This window comes from Segeticoccus sp., from assembly GCF_035708005.1.
Genome location: NZ_DASSTI010000020.1, coordinates 44,147 through 66,911, shown reverse-complemented (window position 1 = coordinate 66,911; position 22,765 = coordinate 44,147). Strand labels below are relative to the sequence as shown.

At 71.4% G+C, this 22,765-nt stretch carries 19 protein-coding genes; 12 read left to right on the top strand and 7 right to left on the bottom strand.

The features are described from left to right. Positions 1 to 37: 37 nt before the first annotated feature. Entirely contained in the window at positions 38 to 688 is a 651-nt protein-coding gene (locus tag VFL99_RS02145; protein WP_325104675.1) for a DUF5701 family protein, read from the bottom strand. Between the two features lie 173 nt (positions 689 to 861). On the opposite strand from VFL99_RS02145, the gene VFL99_RS02140 reads away from it, so the two are divergent. The 7 genes from VFL99_RS02140 to VFL99_RS02110 all read left to right on the top strand — a co-directional run bounded on the left by VFL99_RS02140 (position 862) and on the right by VFL99_RS02110 (position 11,271). After that, the gene (locus VFL99_RS02140) at positions 862 to 2,712 is read left to right on the top strand and encodes a GAF domain-containing sensor histidine kinase (protein WP_325104674.1); all 1,851 of its coding nucleotides are present in this window, start codon (positions 862 to 864) and stop codon (positions 2,710 to 2,712) included. A gap of 277 nt (positions 2,713 to 2,989) precedes the next feature. Beyond that, positions 2,990 to 5,014: an ATP-binding protein gene (locus VFL99_RS02135; protein WP_325104673.1), complete on the top strand. Its 2,025-nt coding sequence runs from the start codon at positions 2,990 to 2,992 to the stop codon at positions 5,012 to 5,014. A gap of 45 nt (positions 5,015 to 5,059) precedes the next feature. Next, positions 5,060 to 6,001: an aminotransferase class IV gene (locus VFL99_RS02130; RefSeq protein ID WP_325104671.1), complete on the top strand. Its 942-nt coding sequence runs from the start codon at positions 5,060 to 5,062 to the stop codon at positions 5,999 to 6,001. Further along, positions 6,001 to 6,744 carry a sulfotransferase-like domain-containing protein gene (locus VFL99_RS02125; RefSeq protein ID WP_325104670.1) on the top strand — a complete coding sequence of 248 codons (744 nt, stop codon included), beginning with the start codon at positions 6,001 to 6,003 and terminating at the stop codon, positions 6,742 to 6,744. Before VFL99_RS02130 ends, VFL99_RS02125 begins: the two co-directional genes overlap by 1 nt. Next, complete coding sequence (locus tag VFL99_RS02120; RefSeq protein ID WP_325104669.1) at positions 6,741 to 7,934, top strand: CaiB/BaiF CoA transferase family protein; 1,194 nt, start codon at positions 6,741 to 6,743, stop codon at positions 7,932 to 7,934. The genes VFL99_RS02125 and VFL99_RS02120 overlap by 4 nt, the downstream gene beginning before the upstream one ends. Positions 7,935 to 8,014: 80 nt before the next feature. Further along, the gene (locus VFL99_RS02115; RefSeq protein ID WP_325104668.1) at positions 8,015 to 10,012 is read left to right on the top strand and encodes a hypothetical protein; all 1,998 of its coding nucleotides are present in this window, start codon (positions 8,015 to 8,017) and stop codon (positions 10,010 to 10,012) included. 17 nt (positions 10,013 to 10,029) lie between these two features. Further along, entirely contained in the window at positions 10,030 to 11,271 is a 1,242-nt protein-coding gene (locus VFL99_RS02110; protein WP_325104667.1) for a S53 family peptidase, read from the top strand. On the opposite strand, the gene VFL99_RS02105 is transcribed toward VFL99_RS02110, so the two are convergent. Next, positions 11,220 to 12,812 (bottom strand): sensor histidine kinase, encoded by a 1,593-nt coding sequence (locus VFL99_RS02105; RefSeq protein ID WP_325104666.1) that lies wholly within the window; start codon positions 12,810 to 12,812, stop codon positions 11,220 to 11,222. The genes VFL99_RS02110 and VFL99_RS02105 overlap by 52 nt on opposite strands. Before the next feature lie 13 nt (positions 12,813 to 12,825). Beyond that, positions 12,826 to 13,596 (bottom strand): response regulator transcription factor, encoded by a 771-nt coding sequence (locus tag VFL99_RS02100; protein ID WP_325104665.1) that lies wholly within the window; start codon positions 13,594 to 13,596, stop codon positions 12,826 to 12,828. Between the two features lie 143 nt (positions 13,597 to 13,739). Between VFL99_RS02100 and VFL99_RS02095 the strand changes: the two genes are divergently transcribed. Then, positions 13,740 to 13,964, top strand: coding sequence for a hypothetical protein (locus tag VFL99_RS02095; protein WP_325104664.1), 225 nt, complete (start codon positions 13,740 to 13,742; stop codon positions 13,962 to 13,964). Positions 13,965 to 13,994: 30 nt separating this feature from the next. On the opposite strand, the gene VFL99_RS02090 is transcribed toward VFL99_RS02095, so the two are convergent. The 4 genes from VFL99_RS02090 to VFL99_RS02075 all read right to left on the bottom strand — a co-directional run bounded on the left by VFL99_RS02090 (position 13,995) and on the right by VFL99_RS02075 (position 17,828). Beyond that, positions 13,995 to 14,456 carry a pyridoxamine 5'-phosphate oxidase family protein gene (locus tag VFL99_RS02090; protein WP_325104663.1) on the bottom strand — a complete coding sequence of 154 codons (462 nt, stop codon included), beginning with the start codon at positions 14,454 to 14,456 and terminating at the stop codon, positions 13,995 to 13,997. Between the two features lie 174 nt (positions 14,457 to 14,630). After that, the gene (locus tag VFL99_RS02085) at positions 14,631 to 15,245 is read right to left on the bottom strand and encodes a hypothetical protein (RefSeq protein WP_325104662.1); all 615 of its coding nucleotides are present in this window, start codon (positions 15,243 to 15,245) and stop codon (positions 14,631 to 14,633) included. Between the two features lie 186 nt (positions 15,246 to 15,431). Next, on the bottom strand, positions 15,432 to 16,400 hold the full coding sequence (locus tag VFL99_RS02080) for a universal stress protein (RefSeq protein ID WP_325104661.1): 969 nt from the start codon (positions 16,398 to 16,400) through the stop codon (positions 15,432 to 15,434). A gap of 162 nt (positions 16,401 to 16,562) precedes the next feature. Continuing rightward, complete coding sequence (locus VFL99_RS02075) at positions 16,563 to 17,828, bottom strand: acetyl-CoA hydrolase/transferase family protein (RefSeq protein WP_325104660.1); 1,266 nt, start codon at positions 17,826 to 17,828, stop codon at positions 16,563 to 16,565. 204 nt (positions 17,829 to 18,032) lie between these two features. Between VFL99_RS02075 and VFL99_RS02070 the strand changes: the two genes are divergently transcribed. The 4 genes from VFL99_RS02070 (at position 18,033) to VFL99_RS02055 (ending at position 22,752) form a co-directional block, all read left to right on the top strand. Continuing rightward, a complete protein-coding gene (locus VFL99_RS02070) occupies positions 18,033 to 18,989 on the top strand; it encodes a hypothetical protein (RefSeq protein WP_325104659.1) in 957 nt (318 codons plus the stop codon). Positions 18,990 to 19,071: 82 nt separating this feature from the next. Then, on the top strand, positions 19,072 to 19,791 hold the full coding sequence (locus VFL99_RS02065; protein ID WP_325104658.1) for a phosphatase PAP2 family protein: 720 nt from the start codon (positions 19,072 to 19,074) through the stop codon (positions 19,789 to 19,791). Between the two features lie 147 nt (positions 19,792 to 19,938). Further along, positions 19,939 to 20,682 carry a response regulator transcription factor gene (locus VFL99_RS02060; protein ID WP_325104657.1) on the top strand — a complete coding sequence of 248 codons (744 nt, stop codon included), beginning with the start codon at positions 19,939 to 19,941 and terminating at the stop codon, positions 20,680 to 20,682. A 93-nt stretch (positions 20,683 to 20,775) separates the two neighbouring features. After that, on the top strand, positions 20,776 to 22,752 hold the full coding sequence (locus VFL99_RS02055) for a potassium transporter Kup (RefSeq protein WP_325104656.1): 1,977 nt from the start codon (positions 20,776 to 20,778) through the stop codon (positions 22,750 to 22,752). Positions 22,753 to 22,765: the final 13 nt, after the last annotated feature.

Genomic DNA, 22,765 nt, shown 5'->3' with positions numbered 1-22,765 from the left:
GGACGCCCGCCCGTCTCAAGGACAGGCGGGCCCGCGATCAGCTGGATAGCTGCTCGCGCGCCGCGGCCGAGGCGAAGCCGAGCCACGTGTGCCGGTTACCGGCCCAGCACCATCCGATCTTGGGTGCGTTGCGGTTGTGCCGGCCGTCGCGGCCGGTTCCGTTGCTGATCCACAGCGCTGGAGTACGGGCATCCAGCGCTCCGCCCGCCTTGCGCAGTCGCGAGGCGATCGTCATGAAGCAGTGTCCCCGTTCGAGGACGGCTGGCTGCTGGAGCAGCCAGTGGATTCCTTCGCTGAGCGTCAGCGGGGTGCGGCCCGCCCCGTGGATCTCGGGTAACGCTTCGTCGGGACTCCAGTTGGCCAGGTGGTCGCCGCGGTCCAGCCCACGCACCAGGTAGGCGCCACCGTCCGGCGGCGCCGCACCCTCGATCGGCTGGAAGTCGTCGGCATCGGGCATGTCGACTACCACGAAGCCGTGCTTACCGCCGTGCTCGACCAGGGGGGCCAGTCTCGTGACAGGTGCACGATCAGGCGGCAGCACGAGGAGACTGTCCTCGACCTCGAGGCCCGCGACGGCAGCGCGAAGATCCGGCGCAGGCATGTTCGCGATGTGGTGGACGCCGAGCTCGATGAGCCTGTCGGCCTGCCGTGCAGGGCTCGGCAGCGTTCTCGCCCCGGGTGCGGGCACGGGCACACCTCCAATGTCGACAAGACCGTGGTCGTGCAACGCGCCAGTCTGTGTCGATGTTCCACACGTCCGGGGCGACGCCCGGCTCGCCGAGGCGTCGCAGCTCGCCCCTCGGGCGCGCACTCCGCGTGGGGCGCACCGGAACACCCGTCGCGGTAGGGTCCGGTGCAGCCATGGGAGGACAACGGCCAGTTGCGGAGTTCGGGCGCGGAGAGTCCGCGTCCGTCACCGACGCGGCCGTGGAGTCGCTGCGGCGCCTGTCGCGGCTCATGAACCGGGCCAGCGGGCAGGAGAGCCTGCAGGACCTGCTGGACATGGTCGTGAACGGTGCCGCCGACGTCGTGGGCTTCCAGGTCGCGGCCATCAGCCTCTTGCGCGCAGACGACCAGCTCGAGGTGGTCGCGGTCGCGGGGGACGAGGATGCCCGCGCCCAGCTGCTCGGGCGTCGCACGCCACGAGCGAGCATCGAGTCGGAGTTCGCGGTGGCCGAACAGTGGGGGAGCCTGCGCTTCGTGGCCGCCGACCGGCTGCCCGACTCGGCGCCCGCCGGCTGGGTCACCGCCCGCTGGGAGCAACCGGTGCAGGAGGGACCCGACATCTGGGACCCGGCGGACACGCTGCTCGCTCCCTTCTACGATCCCGCGGGGGCGATGCTCGGCATGCTGTCCGTCGACCTGCCCCTGAACGGCCTGCGCCCCAACGGCCTGCAGCAGGCGATCCTCGAGGTCTTCGCCAACCAGGCCGGAGTCGCCATCAACGCGGCCAGCCAGCGCAACACCCTGACGGAGCGTGCCGTCCTGGCCTCCGCAGTCCACGAGGTCGCCCGGCTCTGCCAGCAGGTGCTCGAGCCGACCCAGGTGGTGGAAGCGGTCGCCGGACCGATCGCACGAGCCCTGCGGTGCACGGAGGTGTGGATCCGGGCCTTCGCGCGGGAGGGAGCCCCGTCGGTCGACGCGGTCGCCGCCCTCACCCCCGACGACAGCAACTGGGCCCCCACCGACCTGATCGACCTTGCCCGGCGCGCTGCCGAGCGTTGTTGGCGCGACCAGACGCCCGGCCTAGTCCGAGATGGGCATGTCGAACCGCCCGAACTGCTGACCGCCGGGGAGTCGCGCCACCTGCTGGACTTCATCGGCCGGCACGGCGCCAGCTCCCTGCTCCTTGCCCCGATCGGCGTCGGGGCCGAGTGCCTCGGCCACCTGGTGCTGACCCGGTCCGCGGACTCGCCGGAGTGGAGCGACGAGGAGTGTGTCGCGGCACTCGAGCTCGGCCGAGACCTCGGAAGAGCTATCGTCAACGCGCGACTGCTCGAGCTGGAGCGCCGTGCAACGACACAGCTGCGCGAGGCCAACACGGCCAAGACACGGCTGTTCTCCACGGTCTCGCACGAGCTCAAGAACCCACTGGCCTCCCTGGTCGGTCACCTGGAGTTGATGCGCGACGACCCGGCAGCGGACATCAGCTGGTCGCTGAACGTGATGGACCGCAACACCCGGAGGTTGCAGTCGCTCGTCGACGACCTGCTGGCCCTGTCCCGCATCTCCGACCCGGACCGTCCGGTGCCGCGCGAACCGGTGGACCTGGCCGGGCTGGTCCGGGACGCGGTCGACATGCAGGCGGCCGGGGCGGCCCAGCAGGGCGTCCACCTCGACGTCGAGGTCGCGGAGGCCCGACCCGTGGTCTCGGGCAGTCCGGACGAGCTCACTCGGGTGGTCGACAACCTGATCAGCAACGCCGTGAAGTTCACGCCACGCGGAGGCGGGGTCACGGTGTCCCTCCGGCGGCGGGACGGCGAACTGCACCTCGTGTGCGCGGACGAGGGGCTCGGCATCAGTGCGGCCGACCAGGAATCGTTGTTCACCGAGTTCTTCCGCGGCACCAATCCCTCGGCGCTGCAGGTGCCCGGCACCGGACTCGGCCTGAGCATCGTCCAACGGGTGGTGCACCGACACGGCGGCACGATCACCGTGGACTCCGAGCTCGGACGTGGCTCCGTCTTCACGGTCGCCCTGCCCGCTGCCTGACGTCCGGGCACCGACGCCCTACGGGTGGCAGCGCCACCGCTGCCTGACCTGCACGGCAGCGAGGTGCTGCGCGAGCTTCGTGAGCACTCACCCACCCGGCACTGCCCCGTGGTGGTCACCACCGCGTTCCACCGGCGGCGACACTCGCCCCACTGACCGCTCACGCATTGCGGCCGGGTGAGTTCTGCGTGGCAAGATACGTCCCCATATGAGGACCTTCCCGGTGGGGCGCCGACCCGACGCCCGGTCCACCTTGGCCGCACAGGTGCGAACCACCTTGACGGCTGTCCTCGTGGCGTTGCTGGTCGTCGGTGCCACCGGTGCCGTGGGGCTCGTCCTCGCGGTCAACAGCCTGGAGACCGTGACCACACGGTGGGCTCCGGCACGACTGGCCAACGCCGAAGCGCTGCAGGCCCTGACCAATGCGGAGACCGGGCTGCGCGGTTACCAGCTCACGCGCAGCGAGGCCTTCCTGGCGCCCTATCACGAAGGGCTTCGGGACTACCCGCGAGCGCTCCACCAACTGGACCGGCTGGTCGACGACCGCGCGGGGCAGCGGTTGGTCACGACCGAGCGCCAGCGCGGCCAGGAATGGATCAGGTATGCCGAGTCGCAGGTCGCCGGTGCGGGTCCGGTCGGCCCGCACGCGACCGGGGAGCTGGAACAGGGCAAGCGTCGTTTCGACCGGTTCCGCGACGCCAACGCTGCGATGTCCCGCTACGCCAGCGAGCGCCGCCACCGGGCTGTGCACCGGGCACAGGTGACCCGCACGGTGACTCTCGTCACCATCGGGTCCGTCACCGTTCTGTTGGTCCTCATGGGGCTCGCGCTCGCGGCGCGTACCGTGCGGCGGCTCTCCCGGCCGCTCGAGGCGCTCCGCGCGGTGCTGGGCCGGATGACCATGGGCGACTGGTCATCGGCCGTCCCCGAGGAGGGGCCGGCCGAGCTCCGCGCAGTGGCGACCTCGGTGAACCAGCTGGCCGCGGAGACCCGTCGGCTGCAGTCGCTCGAACGCAGCCGCGCACGCATGGACGACCTGAGTCGTCAGGTTGCGCGCCAGGTCGCCGAGCACCTCGACCTCGACACCGTGCTCGAGGAGTCGGTCGGCGCGGTCGGAACCGCGTTGCGGTCCACGCGCTGCTTCGTCCGCCTCGCCGAAGGAGGGCGGCTCGGGCCGATCGCGGCCGCCTGGACCCGGCCCGGCCACGAGCAGATCCCGGCGAGTGCGCGCGGCATACCGCGGGAGCTTGCAGAGCTGATGGCGGACGTGGCGAGTCGACGGGAGACGCTCGTGGTGACCGACACGCGCAGCGACCACCGGTTCGCCCACCCGAGGCTCGGGAGCTACGTGACCGGGATCGACGCGCGCAGCGTGCTGTCGCGCCCGCTCGTGGCCGGCGGGTCCTTGGTGGGTGCCCTGAGCGTGCTGGACAGCAGGACGCGGTACTGGACGCAGGTCGAGCAGGACTTCGTCGTCTCGGTCGCCGAGGACGTGGCTCGGGCGGTCAGCAACGCCCAGCTCTACAGCGACCAGCAGGAGGTCGTGACAAGGCTGCAGGAGCTGGACCAGGCCAAGTCGGACTTCATGTCCACGGTCTCCCACGAGCTGCGCACGCCCCTGACCTCGATCGTCGGTTACCTGGAGCTGTTGGGTGATGAGGACTCCGGTCCGTTGACGGCGCCGCAGCGGCGCATGCTCGGCACCGTCGAGCGCAACGCGCACCGGCTCAAGGCGCTGGTCGAGGACCTGCTGATCCTGTCCCGCATCGAGTCGGGTGGCCTGGACACGGCGATGGCGCCGGTCGACCTCGGCGAACTGGTCCAGCAGGCGGCGATGTCCATCGGCCCCACGGCGGAGGAGGCCGGCGTCGACCTGGAGGTCGCCACCGCCCCGGACCTGGGTGAGGTGGTCGGCAGCGCCGACCAGCTGGAGCGCGTCCTGTTGAACCTGCTGTCCAACGCCGTCAAGTTCACCCCCGCCGGTGGTCGCGTCAGCATCACCGCCGAGGCGGAGGGCCCCGAGGTGCTGGTGCAGGTGCGCGACACCGGCATCGGCATCCCGGAGGCGGAACAGGGCAAGCTGTTCACCCGGTTCTTCCGCGCCTCCAACGCGACGCAGCAGCACATCCGGGGCACCGGTCTGGGCCTGGCCATCGTGCTGAGCATCGTGGAGCGACACGGGGGACGGGTGGAGCTGCAGTCGCGCTACGGTCACGGCACGACGATCACCGTCCGGCTCCCCGCCCGCGACGACGTCGACGCGCGGGCGACGGACAGCACGGTCTCGAGCGGGTCGTCGTGACGGCGGCAGTGTCCGCGCGGCGACGACCATGACGGAAGGAGAACGATGCCGGAGCAGCTGCACGGGACGCACGACTACGACGAGGACCCGCGCAACGCTGACGTCCTCGTCTACGTCCGCGGTGAGCTCAAGCGGCGACCCGAGGCCACCGTCTCGGTGTTGGACAGCGGCTTCGTGCTCGGTGACGGCGTGTGGGAGGGCCTGCGCGTGCACCGCGGTCAGGTCGCCTTCCTCGACCAGCACCTGGACCGCCTCTACGAGGGGGCCGCGGCGCTCGACCTCGACGTGGGGATGGACCGTGCGCAGCTCGCGCGGACGATCCACGACACGCTGGACGCCAACGGCATGACCGACGGCGTGCATGTGCGGCTCATGGTGACACGAGGACTGAAGGCCACGCCGTACCAGGACCCGCGCGTGACCATCGGGTCGGCGACGATCGTCATCCTGCCCGAGTACAAGGAACCCCTGCCGGCGGTCCTCGAGCGCGGGATCCGGTTGTTCACCGTGCACGTGCGCCGCCCGGGCCCGGACATCCTCGACCCGCGGCTGAACAGCCACAGCAAGCTCAACGACATCAGCGCCTGCATCCAGGCGTACAAGGCCGGTGCCGACGAGGCGCTCATGCTCGACCCGCACGGCTTCGTCGCCACCTGCAACTCCACGCACTTCTTCATCGTCCGCGACGGGCAGCTGTGGACCTCGACCGGCGACTACTGCCTGGGTGGGATCACGCGAGGCAACGTGCTCCGGGTCGCCCGCGAGGCCGGCATACCGACCTTCGAGCGCAACTTCAGCACCACGCAGGTCTACAGCGCCGACGAGGCTTTCGTGACAGGGACGTTCGCCGGGCTCGTGCCGGTGCGGGAGTGTGACGGCCGCCCCATCGGCACGGGACAGCACCCGGTCACCGACCGGCTGCGCGGCCTCTACCGCGACCTGGTCGAGCGGGACGTGGCCGAGCGGGCCGCCGCGGGTGGTCGCTGATGGCGGCCCGCCTCGCCGTCTGGTCCGGGCCCCGCAACATCTCCACTGCGCTCATGCGGTCGTGGGAGAACCGGCCGGACGCGATGGTCGTCGACGAGCCGCTGTTCGCGCACTGGCTGGCGGTCACCGGCACCGACCACCCCGGTCGCGACGACGTGCTGGCCGCTTATGAGCACGACTGGAGACGCGTGGTCGACCAGTTGACCGGGCCGGTCCCCGACGGCGTCGAGGTCTTCTACCAGAAGCACATGGCCCACCACCTCACCCCCGAGATGGAGCACGGGTGGATGGCCGCACTCACCAATGTGCTGCTCATCCGCGACCCGCGCGAGGTGATCGCCTCCTACGAGAAGTCGCGCCCGCGCTTCGTGGCCCGCGACCTCGGCTTCGAGCAGCTGGCCGAGCTCCATGACGAGCTGGCGGCCGCCACGGGAAGCGCGCCCCTGGTGGTCGACGCGGCCGACTTCCTTCGTGCGCCGGAGGCGTACCTGCGCGCAATGTGCGACCTCATCGGCGTCGAGTTCACCGACCGGATGCTGCACTGGCCACCCGGCCCCCGGGACAGCGACGGCGTCTGGGCGCCCTACTGGTACCAGCATGTCTGGGAATCCACCGGATTCGCGCCGTACCAGCCCCGGGAGGTCACGTTGAGCGGGAACGCGCGGGAGGTTGCCAGCGAGTGCCGGCCCGCCTACCAACGGCTGTATGACGTGCGCTTGCGTCTGCCGGAGGCCGCACGGTGAGTGCCCCGTTGGAGGGCCTGCTGGTGGCGGACTTCAGCCGGGTGTTGGCCGGGCCGTTGGCGACGTCGATGTTGGCGGACCTGGGGGCGCGGGTGGTCAAGGTCGAGCGGCCCGGCGCCGGGGACGACACGCGGCACTGGGGGCCGCCGTGGACGGCGCGGTCGTCGTCGTACTTCGAGTGCGCCAACCGGTCGAAGGAGAGCGTGGAGCTGGACCTGAAGGACCCCGCCGACCTGTCCCTCGCCCGGGAGCTGGCGCGTCGGGCGGACGTGCTGGTGGAGAACCACCGCAGCGGAGCGTTGGAGTCGCTGGGGCTTGGCTACGCGGCGGTCCGCGCCGAGAACCCGGGAGTCGTGTACTGCTCGATCAGCGGCTTCGGCCCGGGAGCCGGGGCTGACCTGCCGGGCTATGACTTCCTGGTGCAGGCCGTCGGCGGCCTGATGAGCATCACCGGCCCGGCCGGAGGCGAGCCGACGAAGGTCGGCGTGGCGCTGGTCGACGTGCTCACCAGCAAGGACGCGGTGATCGGTGTCCTGGCGGCGCTGCGGCACCGCGAACGCACGGGGGACGGGCAGCACGTGCAGGTCAACCTGCTGTCGAGCCTGCTGGGGTCCCTGGCCAACCAGGCGAGTGCGTTCTTGGCCACGGGGGAGAGCCCGGGACGGATGGGCAACCAGCACCCGTCGATCGCGCCGTACGAGACGTTGCACTGCCGCAACGGCGTGGTGGCGGTGGCCTGCGGCAACGACGGGCAGTTCGCTCGACTGGCAGCGGCACTGGGGCGCCCGGCGCTGGCGGAGGACCCGCGGTTCGCGACGAACCCGCAACGCGTGGCCCACCGGAGTGAGCTGGTGGCGGCGTTGGAGTCCGCGCTGGCGGCCGAGGACGCCGAGCTGTGGCTGGAGGTGCTTCGCGAAGCGGGGGTGCCCGCCGGCATCGTCGGCGACATCGGGTCCGCGCTGGCGCTGGCCGAGCGCCTCGGGCTGGAGCCGGTCGTCGAGCTCGGCGACGGTGGCCGCCAGGTGCGCCACCCGATCAGCTACTCCGGCACCGACCTCCGCCCACCGGACCCACCGCCGGCCCTCGGTCAGGACAACGAGTCCATCCGGGCCTGGCTGCACGAACCAGCCGCCGAGGCATCAGCCGACAACTTCCCGGTTTCGCCGCCGGGCAACCGCCCCCGCGGATAGGCTCGCGCCCACGAGAAACCACATCGAGAGACGCCACCGGCCCGTCGGCGACGCCCTCAGGGGTCCAGGAGGTGGTACTCGTGGCAGGTCGCAGCCTGAGGACCGCGGTCGTCACCGTCGGGACGGCCATCGGCGTGGCGGCGTCCGTCGGCGTCGCGGCACTCGGCCCCTCCTCCGCCGAGGCGACGCAGGAGGCAGCTGCCGTCGCGGCCGGTCCGCACGACCGCGTGGTGACGCTCCCCACCGGTGACCGCGTCCGGGTGGCCTTGGGAGCCGACGGACGCCCCAGGGCAACCGTGTTGACGGCCCTCCCGGGAACGAAGCAGGGCCAGTTCGCGACGTTCGGCTGGGGCCGGGACCTCTACGTGGTCCCCCGGCACGCCGTGAGCGCGGCCGCCCGGCAGCTCTCGAACTTCAACGTGACCCGGCTCGCCGGCCTGGGCGCGGGTTCACCCACCGTCACACCGCACTTCCCGATGCAGACGCTCACGCTGCACGCCATCGACGCCGCCGGCAAGCCGGACGAGGGCGACGGAGTCGTGGTCGTCAACGTCGACGACATGCGCAAGTACACCGGATTCGTCGCCTTCACCCGCGGGATCGCCAAGGTGAGCGTCCCCTCGGGCCACTACGCCGCCTTCGGATTCTTCTTCGACCCACGCAACGGCGCCACGCAAGGCAGTCTGCTGCCGCAGTTCACCGTCACCGGCGACCGCTCCGTCACCATGGACGCACGTCGCGCCACGTCCCTCGTCACCACCACCACTCCTCGCCCCGCCCGTCTGGCCTCCACGTCGGTCAGCATCGCGCGTGCGGACACCCGCGGGAACGTCGCGGAGTTCGTCGCGGGGGTGGACCCGTCGCTGCCCGTGAGGGTGCAGCCGGTGAACAGCGCGCCGACCGTGGGAGAACTGCACTACTCCGTCTACTCCCGCCTCTTCTCGCCACGGGGCGTCGCACCGGCCTACAGCTATGACGTCGACTTCCCTTCCGATGGAACCATTCCCGCTGACCAACACCACGTCGTGCGCCGGGCTGGGCTGGCCGCCGTGCGTTCGACCTACACCGCGACCCGGGCCGGCCAGCAGGTGCTGCAAGCCAACTTCGCCATGCTGCCCTGGGAGAGCTTCGGCATCGCGGAGCTACTCGGGGTGCGGGCGCCGTTGACGCGCACCGAGTACTACTCCGCCAGGCCTGGCCTGTCGTGGCAGGGTGATGTCGTCACGGCGGTCGACCTGCGCACCTTCGACCTGCTCGGGGAGTACCTGAGCCCGGTGCGCACCTACCGGCCCGGGGCCCGTTCGTCCACCGTCTGGGGCAACGGGCAGCCCGTGACACCGGTCCTCCTGCGGGGCCAGGTCTTCCCGGGCGTCACGATCTGTCCGGCCTGCACGAACTCCGCGAGGAGCAGGCTCTACCTGTTCGCCTTCCCCTTCGGTGACCGTTCCCAGCACTTCGGCCTCCAGGACTGGCCCACGAAGGGCCTGAACGAGCACGTGTCCTACGCGGTGTATGCCGACGGCAGGCCGGTGGCCCGCGGGAGCGACCTGCTCGACGCGGCCGTGGCCCTCCCGACGGGGACACACCGCTACCGGATCGACTACGACACCGTGCGCAGCTCCTCCACCTTCACCCTGTCGACCGCGGTCGCCACCTCGTGGACGCTGCCTCGAAAGGTCTCCGGCCGCCTGGCCCCGCGCGGGTGGTGGTGCGGCGACCTGAGCCCGACCACCGGGTGCCGGGTGCTCCCGCTCATGACGGCCCGATACCGCCTTGGCGCCGACTCGCTCGGCCGCCTGGCGCCGGGGCGGCACAGCAGCGCCATCACCATCGCGCACCTGACCGGCGACGGCTCGCCGCGGGTGCATCGCTTCAGCGTCCAGGTGTCCTATGACGGGGGAGTGACCTGGCGCGCCGCCACGGCCCGGCCTCGTGGCGCCGGCGGCTACCGGGTCTCACTCGCCGTGCCGCCGAAGGCTTCCACCAATGGCTTTGGCGCGCTGCGCATCTCGGCCCGGGATGCGGTCGGTGGCACCCTGCAGCAGACCATCCACCGAGCGTTCGCCGTCGGCCCGTGACCCGCCTGGAGGAGCCCGTGAACCACACGTCCAGCAACAGGCGTCGTTCGACGATGATGGCGGCGCTCGCCGCGCTGACGACGCTGGCCGCGGCTGTCCCCGCCACGGCGGTGGCGGTGGGCGGGTCCTCAGGGGCTGCGCCGACGGCGCCCTCCACGGCCACGTCCCGAGCGGCCTGCGGCGCAGTGGCCCCCGGGCGCGCACGGTGCCTGGCGCAACTGCGCACCGACCGCCGGGTGCGGGCGGTCAACAGGCTCGCCAACGCCGGCGCCACGGCACCGCAGGGGTACGGACCCCGCGACCTCGCCTCGGCCTACCGCGTCCCCTCGACCGGGGGCAAGGGGCAGACGGTGGCGGTGGTCCTGGCCTACGACAACCCCAACGCCGAACGGGACCTGGCGCGGTACCGCGCGACCTATGGCCTGCCGCCCTGCACGACGGCCAACGGCTGCTTCACCAAGCTCAACCAGGACGGCAAGCGCGGCGCCTACCCACCCGTCGACGGCGACTGGGCGCTCGAGAGTGCGCTCGACGTCGACATGGTGTCGGCGGCCTGCCCTGCCTGCCGGATCATGCTCGTCGAGGCCCGGTCCAACTACCTGGACGACCTGGCCAAGGCAGTCGACACCGCGGTTGCCCTCGGAGCCCACGTCGTCAGCAACAGCTATGGAGCCGACGAGTTCTACGGCATGAGTGCCTATGCCGGGCACTACCAACACCGCGGCGTGCCCATCCTCGCCTCCTCGGGTGACTGGGGGTTCACCGCCGCTCAGTTCCCGGCCGTGGTACCGGGAGTGACCGCCGTCGGCGGCACCACGCTCAAGCGCGCAGCCAACGCCCGGGGGTGGGCCGAGACGGCGTGGTGGGGAGCGGGAAGCGGGTGCTCGGCCTACGTGCGAAAGCCCACCTACCAGAAGGACACCCACTGCCACATGCGCACTGTCGCCGACCTCTCTGCGGTGGCTGACCCGGACACCGGTGTCGCGGTCTACGACACCACGCCGAACTACTACGGCATCAAGGGCTGGACCGTGATGGGCGGCACGAGCGTCTCAAGCCCGTTCGTCGCCGGACTGGTGGCCAAGGCCGGTCACCCGCAGACCTTCACCACCGCTGGGCTCTACGCGCGGCGCACCCAGCTCTGGGACGTGGTGGGCGGGTCCAACGGCTACTGCGGCGGGGACTACCTGTGCACCGGCAAGGCGGGCTACGACGGCCCGACCGGGCTGGGGACACCGCGCGGACTCGGCGCGTTCTGACCGGACGGGGCTCCGGCCCAGGCGGGCAGCGTCACCGTGAAGACGGTGCCGCCGGGGTGGCTTTCCACGGCCACCCGGCCACCGTGCGCGCCGACGGTCGCTGCCACGATGGCCAGCCCGAGGCCGGTGCTGCCGTGGGTGCGGGATCGGGAGGCCTCGCCGCGGGCAAAGCGCTCGAAGACCTCGGGCAACAGCCACTGCGGTATGCCCGGCCCGTCATCCTGGACGGTGAGCGTCACCTCGCTGCCCCCGGGCGAGTGCCGGAGGGAGGCGGTCACCTCGGTCCCCGCCGGTGTATGGCTTCGGGCGTTCGCCAACAGGTTGGCCGCGACCTGGTGCAGGCGCGCCGCGTCACCGCGGACGACGAGGGGCTCGTCGGGAACGGCCAGCCGCCAGTCGTGATCGGGGCCGGCGACCGCGGCATCGCCGACCGCGTTGACCAGCAACTGAGTCAGGTCCACCGGCTCCTGCTGCAGCGGCCGGCCAGCGTCCAGGCGCGCGAGGAGCAGCAGGTCCTCCACCAGCGTGGTCATCCGGATGGCCTCCGACTCCACCCGGTCCAGGGCGTGCGCCACGTCGGGAGGTGACTGTGCGCGGCTGCGCCGCGTCAGCTCGGCATACCCGCGGATCGCAGCCAAGGGCGTGCGCAGCTCATGGCTCGCGTCCGCAACGAACTGGCGCACCCGCGACTCGCTCGCCTGGCGCGCCGTGAGGGCGGTCGCCACGTGGTCCAGCAGGCGGTTCAGGGCCGTGCCGACCTGGCCGACCTCCGTGCCCGGGTCGGTGTCCACCTCCGGGACGCGCTCGAGCAGTGCCACCTCGCCGCGCTCCAGCGGCAACGTGCTGACACGCGTGGCGGTCGCGGCCACGCGGTCAAGCGGGCGCAGGGTCCGGCGCACGATGAGGGCGCCGGCGGCCGTGGTCAGCACGAGGGCAGCTCCGGTGAGGACCAGCTCGACCAGCGCCGTCTCCCACAGGGTGGCGTTCACCGTCGACATCGGCAGACCGGTCACGACCCGGTCGCCGTCCGGCATCGTCGCAGCCACCACCCGGTAGGCACCGTGCCCGGGGATCGAGACGGTCTGCGGGCGCCCGTCCGCCGCCAGGCCCGAGAGTGCGGAAGCCTGGTTCCCGTTGAGCGGGCGGACGACACCTTCGTCGTCGAGGACGGCGGCTGCGGTCACCTGGCCGGCGACGATCCGGGCGCCCAGGGTGCCGCTGGCCTGCCCCGGTGCGAGCAGGAACCGCGCCCCACGGTGCGTGTCCGTCCGGAGGTTCCCGTCCGGGAGCGGGCCGCGGGAGTGGTGTTCGGACCCGGCGACGTTCGCGGAGCGTCCACCGGCCGAGATGAGCTGGGTGTCGAGCTGGTGCACCAGCGAGTGCTGCAGTGCCGCCTCGGTGATCCCCCCGATCACCACGCACACGAGGGCGACAAGCGTGGTGACGGCGATGAGCAGGCGGGTGCGCAGCGACCACCGGGACCAGCGTTGGCTGAGCTGGCCGGGAAGGGCCCGGGCACGGCCGGTGAGGACGGACCACATGGAGCAGGTCCCGTCAGCCGGAGGGTTTGAGGACGTAGCCGACACCTCGCACGGTGTGGATCATCGGCTCGCGACCGGCATCCACCTTCTTGCGCAGGTAGGAGATGTAGAGCTCCACGATGTTGCCCTGGCCCCCGAAGTCGTAGCTCCAGACCCGGTCGAGGATCTGGGCCTTCGACAGGACCCGGCGAGGGTTGCGCATCAGGTATCGCAGCAGCTCGAACTCCGTTGCCGTCAGGGTGATCTCGTCATCCCCACGGCGGACTTCGCGGCTGTCCTCGTCCAGCGAGAGGTCACCGACCGTCAGCACGGAGTCGTCGGCGAGCGGGTGCGCGCCGGCGCGACGCATGAGCCCGCGCAGGCGTGCCACGACCTCCTCCAGGCTGAACGGCTTCGTGACGTAGTCGTCCCCGCCGGCGGTCAACCCGTGGATGCGGTCCTCGAGCGCGTCCTTGGCGGTGAGGAAGAGCACCGGAAGGAGTGGGGACTCCTCGTGCAACCGGCGCAGCACCTCCAGACCGTCGATGTCCGGCAGCATGACGTCGAGGACCACCGCGTCCGGGCGGAAGTCCCGAGCTTGGCGCAACGCCGTGCGGCCGTCCGCTGCCGAGCGCACCTCCCAGCCCTCGTAGCGCAGGGCCATCGTGAGCAGGTCCGCCAGGGTGGGTTCGTCGTCCACGACCAGGACGCGCAGCGGGCCGCCGTCCGGGCGCCGCAGCTCGACCCCGCGCGGACCGGGCGCGGTGGCGGGTCCGTGGCGGCGGGACGTCTCAGTCGTGGTCATGGTCACAGTCTCCGGTCGCGGTTGTGTCGCGGGTCGGAAACTCCTGTGCGTTGTCTGTGAGTGCGCGTGGCCGGCGGACCGTTCACACGGCATACCTAGTGAGGGCACACGGGCCGGACAGCGGGCCTCGACAACATCTCGGCATGACGACTTCAGACCTGACCGTCAGGGAGCTCATCATCGAGCTCGCCGACCTCGAGGACGCCATCCGCACCGTGGGCACCGGACGCGGCCCCCGGCGCGCGGCGCCTGTGGTCACCGAGCTGCCGCGGCTGATCCGGCAGCAGCACCAGGTGGTGCGGGAGCTCCGGCGTCGGCGGGCGGGTGGACGGGGCACTGGTCGGTGGCCGCTGGTGTCCCCCAGCTGAGCGGTCGGTGGCACCAACGGCCACCCCGCATCACGAGGCGGCGACGGCCGGGAGGAGCTCGCGCCCGGTCACCTCGTCCGCGCGTACCCGCACCCAGAAGCTGTCCTCCGCCGGTCCCGTCCACGGTATGCCGAGCAGCTCCTCGAGCCGCGCGCACACCTGCTCGTCGTCGGCGATGTCGGCGGTTCCCTTCACCAGCACGCTCCAGCCCGCCCGCGTGGCCGCGTCGTAGCCGTCCACCTCGAAGGCCACCGGCTTGCGGCCGACGGCGGCGGCGAGCTTGGAGCCCCACGTGGTGCGGAAGGCGACCGTCAGGCCGTCGGTCACATGGTTGACGGGGAGCACGAGGACCTCGCCGGCGTCGTGGAACGCGAGCCGCCCCATGGGCGCGGCGGTCACGCGCCGGAGGCACTCCTCGAAGCCGAGCACCCGCAGGCCACGGTGGTCGACGGCCCCGGTCTCGTTCCAACTGGTTTCGTCGATGGTGGTCATCGTGGTGCTCCTCTGTCCGACCTGGTGCTGCCGCGGCGAGGAAAAGCTCATCGCCGTCACTCCACGGTCGCTCCCCGAAGCTGGTGACGGCAGGGGAAAAGGTCCCGAGTCCTGTCGGGCACACAGCATCGCCCGCGGCCGGTGGGGCCGCGGGCGATGTGCTGCGGCGGACGCCTACTTCAGGATCGGGTGGTTGCGGACGATGGTCAGCTTGTCCCAAGCCTTGCCGAGACCGAGGGTGTGGCCGGCGCCGACGGCCAGCAGGGCCAGGGCGGCGATGCCGTAGATGAGGTGGTCGTCCAGGAAGGGGTTGTTGGCCGGCAGGAGGGTGGCCGACCACATCAGGACGAGCATGGCCACCGCGGAGATGGTGGACAGGCGCATCGCGATGCCGAAGGTCAGGCCGATGCCGATGCCGGCCAAGCCGATCATGAACAGGTAGTCGGCCCAGGTGGCTCCGGCGAAGCTCTGGTAGAAGCCGGCCAGCGGTCCGATGGTACCGAACTTGAGGAATCCCAGGGTGGGGGATCCACCGTTGAGCCAGGCGTCCGGGCCGAAGACCTTCACGGCGCCGGTCTCGGGGTTGCGTCCGGTGGCGAAGCCGAGGCCGAAGGTCTTGTCCAGGAAGGCCCACAGGAAGGTCCAGCCCAAGGCGATACGGAGGGCTGCGGCCAGGTACCGGAAGGTCTTCGTGGTGGTGTGGGCGCCGTCACCGCGGTCCGCGGCCGGCGTCACGGGCACGACGCCTTCGTGCAGTCGTGGCTGGTGGGGACGGGCGATGGTCTTCATGACCTGCTCACTTTCGAGTAGTTCAACTGTCCTGTTTGGACACTTCAAGTGTGCGGTGCGTGAGCTGGGCCTACTAGGGACCAAGGACCCGAATCTCCTGTCGTTCCACCGGAATCAACGAGAACCGCCCGCGGCCGAGGTGGCCGCGGGCGGGGCGTGACCGCCAGCCGGTGAGCCGGCTGGGGGTCAGGACGCCGGGGTCTCGTCGAACTCGTGCACCTCGATGTCCTGGAGTGCGGGCAGCTGGCCTCTGCGTACGACCGCGACCGGGCAGTGCGCCCGGTGCAGTACCTTGCGGCTGACCGAGCCGAGCAGGAGGCTCGAGAAGCCTCCGCGACCGCGGCAGCCCACGACGAGGAGCTCCGCGCTGTGGCTGGCGGCGACCAGCGCGTCCGCTGGCCGCATGCGCGCCAACATCGGCTCGACCTTCACCTCCGGGAAACGGGCCTTCCACTGTCCCAGCAGCAGGTTCACCGCAGCCTGGGCCTTCGCGTCGATGTCGTCCCAGTCCGCCGGCAGCGCCGTGGGCAGGAACAGGGGGTCCACCCACCATGCGTGCAGGGGAACGAGCGGGACGCCACGGGCGGCTGCCTGTTGGAAACCGAAGCCGAGGGCGTCGTCGCACTCCGGTGAGTCGTCGAGTCCCACCACGACGGTTGCGGAGAAGCGCGTGTCGCCCTCGTCCTTGGCCTTCTCGGACGCCGTGACGGTGGGAACCACCACGACCGGGCACCTGGAGTGCGCGGCCACGGTGGCGGCCGTCGACCCCATCGTCCCCGCCACGGGGTGGCGGCCGTGACCGACCACCAACAGGGTCGCCTCCGCCGAGGCTGAGACCAGTGCCTCGCCCGGAGTGGTGTCGGCGCGCGTGGCCACGAACGGGACGTCCGGGTGCGACTCTCGGACCCGCTTGCTGAGCTCGGCGAGCACCGCCTTCGCGTTGTCCCGCAGGGCTTCCTGCACTCGGACGATGTCGCCGGCCACCGGGTAGCCCCAGCCCCAGGGGTAGTCGGCGGCGGTGGAGTCGGCGTGGACGACGCGTAGTGGGAGGTGCCGGCGGCTCGCCTCCCGCGCGGCCCACTGCAGCGCGGCGTCGCTGTCGTGGTCGGCGTATCCCACCAGGATCGGTGCCTCGATGGTCGATGCAGTGCTCATCTGTCTCCTCCTGTCGGTTGACTCGACTCTGCCCACGGCGAACCCGGAGTGCCCGGGTCCTTGGTCCCGCCATGTGCATTTGGCGCCTGGGCTTGGGGGTCATGCGAAGAGAATCGGCACCGCCCGGGGAGAACGGTCGTGACAACGTGCCAAGGAGTGGTGTCAGCCGAGTCCGAGCGCGCGCGCCTCCTCCCAGAGCTCGGCGCGGACCCGTGGGTGCGCGGCGCAGTCGATGAGGTGCCGGGCCTGCGCCCGCTCGTCGTGACCGAAGATCTCCGCCGCGCCCTGCTCGGTGATCACGGCGGTGTGCTGGAACGCCGAGGTCGGTTCATCGAGCAGCGGCACGATCGTCGACACGTCAGCCTTGTGGTGCCACGACTCGAGAGCGATGAGCGCCTGCCCCTCCTCGGCGTGCACGGCTCCCACGACGAAGTCGGTCTGCCCGCCGAAGCCCGAGTAGATGCGCGACCGGATCCGGGAGGCGTTCACCTGGGCGAAGAGGTCGACCTGCAGCGCGGTGTTGATGCTCGTCATCCGCGGGTTCTGCGCGATCCGGGCCGGAGCGTTGGTGGTCTCCGTGCGCAGCACCCGCACACGCGGGTTCCCGTCGAGCCAGTCGTAGAGCCGGCGGCTGCCCAGGGCGAAGGAGGTGACGATCTGCCGATCGGTCGCGAGTGCGCCCGCCTGCGCGAGGCCGAGTAGGCCGTCGGAAACCATCTCGCTCCAGATGCCCAGGTCGCGCCGGTGGACCAGCCGGGCGAGCGCGGCGTCGGGAATCCGGCCGATGCCCAGCTGGAGCGTCGCGCCGTCCTTCACGCGGGCGGCGACGAGCTCGCCGATGCGGGCCAGGGCGTCACCGGCCGACGCGGCGGTTGCCGGGTCCGGCGCGGGCAGCGTGGTCAACGACCCGGGCGCCTCGCAGTCGGCGGTGGTCAGCGCGCCGTCCAGGGCGGACAGCTCCAGCTCGCCGTCACCGAACGTGTAGGGCATCTCCGGATCGAGCTGCGCCAGCACCAGTCCGCCGCGTGCCCGGCACGCCTCGATGGCCGCCGGGAGGATGTTGACCTCCAGACCCAGCGACACCCTGCCGTGCCGCGGCGGCGTCGCGCGTACGCACACCACGTCCGGCGGGCAGGTCGTGCCGAACAGCAGCGGCACCTGCGACAACCGTGCCGGCACGTAGCGCAGCCGGGCCGACCCGCGCATGCCCCTGCCGACGAAGGGTGTCTCGTGGACGACGCCTGCGCGGTCGGGGATGCCGGACGGCGCGTTGAGCATGAACAGCCCGTAGCGGTCGTAGGTCTCGTCGATGAGGCGGAGCAGTCCCCACGGGACGGCCGCATTGCCCCCGACGACCACCCGCGGTGGATGGGGCAGGTCTCTGGCGAACCGGGACAGCAGGTGACCATCGACCGGCGTGATCGACACGGGTACTCCTCGGAAGGCGGGGACGGGGGGCGGCAGGCATGCTCGCCGACGGCATCGTGCCGCGCCGGCGGGCACCGCGGACAGGGCCGATGGTCCCGGCCCGCGCCGTGCGTGAGCTTCCTCCGCGGCCCGGTGCTGACTTACCCTGATGCGGCCGCAGCTTTCCCGCCCGGGAGAGGCTCCCCCTCGGCACAGGAGCACGACATGCCCATCACCCCTGCCTGCTCGTCCCACCCCTCCGGCGTGCATCGATCGCGTGCCCTCGGGCTCCGCCGAGCGCCCACCTTCGGCCTGCGCCGAACGCGGCGCTTCGTCCTCGCCGTCCTTGGGACCATCTGTCTCGTGGTCAGCACGTTCGGGTCGGCCGGCGCCGCCTCGGCAGCGCCGCCGACGCGCGCCATGTGGGTGTGGACGCAGGCTGACCCCGCTGCGGTGGTCGACTTCGCGCAGACACACGGGGTCTCGACGCTCTTCGTCGCGGTCGGCAGCGACGTCGCCACCTCCGGCGACCTTCCGCGGTTGCAGCGGCTGGTCGCCATCGCCCACGGCGCCGGCATCCGGGTCGACGCGCTGGGCGGTGACCCGAGCTGGGCGACCAACCAGACGCCGGCCCTCGCCTGGGAGAAGGCGGTGCTCGGCACCGGGCTGTTCTCCGGTGTGCACGTCGACGTCGAGCCGTACGCCCTGCCGGGGTGGTCCACGCCCAAGACCCAGACGAAGATCATCTCGTCCTACCTGTCGATGCTCTCCGCGCTGCGGCAGGGGCTTCGCGGGACGGGGCTGCCGCTGGAGGCCGATGTGGCGTTCTGGTACGGCACCGTGCCCCTCGGACGCTCCACCCTCGCCGACGAGGTGCTCTCCCGCGTCGACGCGCTCACCGTCATGAGCTACCGCGACACGGCGACGGGTCCCAACTCCATCACCGACGTCGGCGCGGACCTGCTGGCGCGTGGCGCCGCGGCCGGGCGGCCGGTGCGGCTCGCCGCCGAGACGAACCCGTTGGCGGACTGCCCCGCCTGCACCTTCTACGAGGAGGGCGAGCCGGCCCTGCAGGCCGCGCTCGCGACGGTCGACGGCGTCGAGGCCTCCAGCCCCGCCTATGCCGGGATGGCGGTCGAGGACTACGACGGCTGGGCCGCCCTCGCGAGCAGGGGGCTCTGATCCGGCATACCGGATCTCTTCAGGGAAGACACAGGTTCGGTCGGCACCATGGGCCGGCACCGTCATCACCCAGGAGTTCCCCATGGCAGAGACACGACCGGCCGAGCCCGTCGCCGAGGCACCGCGCCACTCGCTCCTGGGCTACCTCGACCTTCGCAGCCACTGGCCGACGCTCGTCATCGGCCTCGTGATTGGTTGCCTCGGCCTCGGCATCGGTGCCTACGTGACCACCGAAGGGGCCCGGCACACGGGCGAGTTGGCCCTCGACGTGATGATCTCCCGCCACCGCGACTTCGTGCTGAGCGACATCGGCCTGGCCTTCCAGGTCGGGTTCGGCCCGATGATCGCGCCACTGGTGCTGCTGGTGACCTGTGCGGTGGTGTGGGTCAAGGACCACCTGGCCGCGCTCGTCACCGCGCTGCTGACCATCCCCGGCTGGTTCTCGGTGGAGGTGGGCAAGTTCCTCTTCCACCGCGCTCGCCCGCCGGCCGGCGTCGTGCATGCCCTCGTGAACGAGCAGGCACCGGACAGCTTCCCCAGTGGGCACACCGCGTTCGTCGCCGCCCTCGTGATCGCCCTCTTCGTGGTGGCCCACGGGCACCGACGGACGCAGGGCTGGGTGGCCGCGATCGGCATACCGTTGGTGCTCCTCGTGGCAGCCACCCGGCTGGAGGTGGGGGCCCACTACCTCGGGGACGTCGTGGCCGCGCCGATGTTCGCGCTGGGCACCATCCTCGTCCTCGTGGCGATCGGGGGACCGGTGGCCACCTTCCTGCGGCAGAAGCTGCCGCAAGGCGCCTGACCGGTCGTCCGGCCGGCGACCACCGGTGCGGTTCACACCGCCGCCCGCGCGAACGCACGCCCATTTCTCAGGCTTCGGCCACATGGGCACCCGCCTCCCTGTCAAGATGAGCGCGTGACGTGAGCACGAGCCAAAGGGGGGCGAAGGGTGCGGGGGGAGGACGAGCACGGCGAGGGGCCGATCCGAGTCCTGGTGGCGGACGACCACGGGTTGTACCGCCAAGGACTCACGATGGTCCTGAACCAAGAGAGTGACATCGAGGTGGTGGCCCAGGCCGGGGGAGGCCGGGAGGCCGTCGACCTCGCGGTCCGGTTGACGCCGGACGTGGCGCTGCTGGACCTGCACATGCCGGGGGGATCCGGTCTGGAGGCGTGCCGCGAGATCCGCCAGCGGGCACCATCGGTACGGGTCGTGATGCTGACGATCTCGGACGAGGAGACCGACCTCGTCGAGGCGGTGCAGTCGGGGGCGAGCGGTTACGTCCTCAAGAGCGTGGAGGTCGAGGAGGTCCTCGACGCGGTGCGTTCGGTGTACGTGGGTGACTCCGCGGTCAGCCCGCCGATGATGTCCAAGCTGCTGAGCCAGTTCCGGCAGGTGGCGCCCGCCCCGCAGGGCCGGGAGGAGACCGAGGAGGCGCGCGACGTGTTGCCCACGCTGACCCGTCGCGAGCAGGAGGTGCTCCCGCTGCTGGGCCGGGGCCTGTCCAACGCCGAGATCGCCCGTCAGCTCTACATCTCCGAGAACACCGTCAAGACGCACGTGCGCAACGTGCTCGTCAAGCTCAAGGTCGGTTCGCGGGTGGAGGCCGGGCTGCTCGCCGGGCGGCTGGGCCTGGTCGGCCCCAGCAACGAGGGCCCGCAGGGCGAGGACTGCGCCACCGCCGACTGCTGACCGGGCCGGACCTGTGACGGCTCGGTGAGGGCCCGGTGACGGACCGGGTCGTCGCGCGGGGCGCATCCCGGTGCTTGCCCTACATTTGGGGCGATGACGGACGCACCCGAGCCGGCTGAACCGGCGTCGCCCGGAACCGGCGTCGGCCCCGCGGCCGCTGCCGCGGGCGGGCACGTCTCCGGGCGTGGGCCGGTCGGCACGGCGATGGTGCTGGCCGCGCTCGGTGTCGTCTTCGGCGACATCGGCACCAGCCCGCTCTACGCCTTCCAGACGGTCTTCACCATCGACAACGGGATCGTGCAGCCCACGCCGGCGGATGTGTACGGCGTCATCTCCCTGATGTTCTGGAGCGTCACGATCATCGTCTCCATCAAGTACGTCAGCGTGCTCATGCGCGCGGACAACAACGGGGAGGGCGGCGTCATGGCGCTCGCCGCCCTCGCCCAACGGCTGTATGCCGGCCGCTCCGGTCGCGCGGGACTCCTCCTGGTCGTCGGCATCGTCGGTGTCTCGCTGTTCTACGGCGACTCGGTGATCACGCCGGCGATCAGTGTGCTGTCGGCCGTGGAGGGCCTGGAGGTGGCTGCCCCCAGCGTGGCGCACCTGGTCGTGCCCGTGTCGGCGGTGATCCTCACCTGCCTGTTCCTCGCCCAGCGGTTCGGCACCGGCAAGGTCGGCTCGCTGTTCGGTCCGATCATGCTGCTGTGGTTCTCGGCGCTCGCGGCGATCGGGCTGGCCAAGGTCGTACCCCACCCACAGGTGCTGCAAGGGCTGTCCCCCAGCTATGCCATCGAGTTCGTCGCCGCACACCCGGTGATCACGTTCATCGCGATGGGCGCCGTGGTGCTCACCATCACCGGCGCCGAGGCGCTGTATGCCGACATGGGCCACTTCGGGCGGTCGCCGATCAAGCGCGCCTGGTTCTTCATCGTCTTCCCCGCGCTGACCCTCAACTACCTGGGCCAGGCCTCCCTGGTGCTCACCCACACGGGCGCCGCGGCCAACCCGTTCTTCCTGCTGATTCCCGACTGGGCGCGGATCCCCATGGTGGTGCTCGCGACGATGGCGACGGTGATCGCCAGCCAGGCGGTCATCTCCGGCGCGTTCTCCCTGTCCCGCCAGGCGATGCAGCTCGGACTGCTGCCCGCGCTGACCATCCGGCAGACCTCGGAGGAGGAGGGTGGACAGGTCTACCTGCCCGCCGTCAACGCGTTGCTGTTCCTCGGGGTGATGGCCGTCATGCTGACGTTCCGCTCGTCTGCACGGCTCGCGACGGCATACGGCGTGTCGGTGACGGGAGCGCTGGTCGTGGACACCCTGCTGCTGCTCCTCGTCTCGCGGCTGCTCTGGCGCTGGCGGCCCTGGCAGGTGGCGATCGCGGCGGTCGTCTTCGGTGGACTGGAGGCGACGTTCCTCACCGCCAACCTGTCCAAGGTGATCCACGGCGGCTGGGTGCCGTTGCTCATCGCCGCGCTCGTGCTCACCGTGATGACCACGTGGCGGCGCGGGCGCCAGCAGCTCATGGCCACCCGGCGACAGATGGAGGGGAGCCTGAGCTCCTTCGTCGAGGAGATCCGGGTCAAGGGCGTGCCGCGCGTCAACGGGATCGGCGTGTTCCCCCACCCGAACAAGGAGACGACGCCGCTCGCGCTGCGGGCCAACGTGGACCACAACCACGTGCTGCACCGCGAGGTGCTCATCGTGTCGATGCGCACCGCCAACGTGCCGCACGTGCCCCCGTCCGAGGCGTTCGCCTACGACGACCTCGGCTACGCCGACGACGGCATCCAGCACCTGTCCGTCCGAGTGGGGTTCTCGGACGCCCCCGACATCCCTGCGGCGCTGCGTGCCGCCTGCGCGGTCGGGGTGCTGGACGAGCGCCTCAACGACTCACCGGACGTCTCCTACTTCGTCTCGCGAGGGGCCGTCCGGCGCACCAGCGCGCCGGGGATGCCCCGTTGGCGCAAGTCCCTCTTCCTGACCCTCGCGCACAACGCCGCGAACCCGGCGGCCTACTTCGCCCTGCCGCCGGACCGGACCGTCACCATGGGCAGCGACGTCGACCTCTGATCCGTCGGGCGCC

Bases quoted from the DNA above. Each gene is read 5' to 3' on its own strand.
- VFL99_RS02140 (WP_325104674.1), top strand. From the start codon at position 862: ATGGGAGGACAACGGCCAGTTGCGGAGTTCGGGCGCGGAGAGTCCGCG.
- VFL99_RS02130 (WP_325104671.1), top strand. From the start codon at position 5,060: ATGCCGGAGCAGCTGCACGGGACGCACGACTACGACGAGGACCCGCGC.
- VFL99_RS02125 (WP_325104670.1), top strand. From the start codon at position 6,001: ATGGCGGCCCGCCTCGCCGTCTGGTCCGGGCCCCGCAACATCTCCACT.
- VFL99_RS02105 (WP_325104666.1), bottom strand. From the start codon at position 12,812: ATGTGGTCCGTCCTCACCGGCCGTGCCCGGGCCCTTCCCGGCCAGCTC.
- VFL99_RS02100 (WP_325104665.1), bottom strand. From the start codon at position 13,596: ATGACCACGACTGAGACGTCCCGCCGCCACGGACCCGCCACCGCGCCC.
- VFL99_RS02095 (WP_325104664.1), top strand. From the start codon at position 13,740: ATGACGACTTCAGACCTGACCGTCAGGGAGCTCATCATCGAGCTCGCC.
- VFL99_RS02090 (WP_325104663.1), bottom strand. From the start codon at position 14,456: ATGACCACCATCGACGAAACCAGTTGGAACGAGACCGGGGCCGTCGAC.
- VFL99_RS02085 (WP_325104662.1), bottom strand. From the start codon at position 15,245: ATGAAGACCATCGCCCGTCCCCACCAGCCACGACTGCACGAAGGCGTC.
- VFL99_RS02080 (WP_325104661.1), bottom strand. From the start codon at position 16,400: ATGAGCACTGCATCGACCATCGAGGCACCGATCCTGGTGGGATACGCC.
- VFL99_RS02070 (WP_325104659.1), top strand. From the start codon at position 18,033: ATGCCCATCACCCCTGCCTGCTCGTCCCACCCCTCCGGCGTGCATCGA.
- VFL99_RS02065 (WP_325104658.1), top strand. From the start codon at position 19,072: ATGGCAGAGACACGACCGGCCGAGCCCGTCGCCGAGGCACCGCGCCAC.
- VFL99_RS02055 (WP_325104656.1), top strand. From the start codon at position 20,776: ATGACGGACGCACCCGAGCCGGCTGAACCGGCGTCGCCCGGAACCGGC.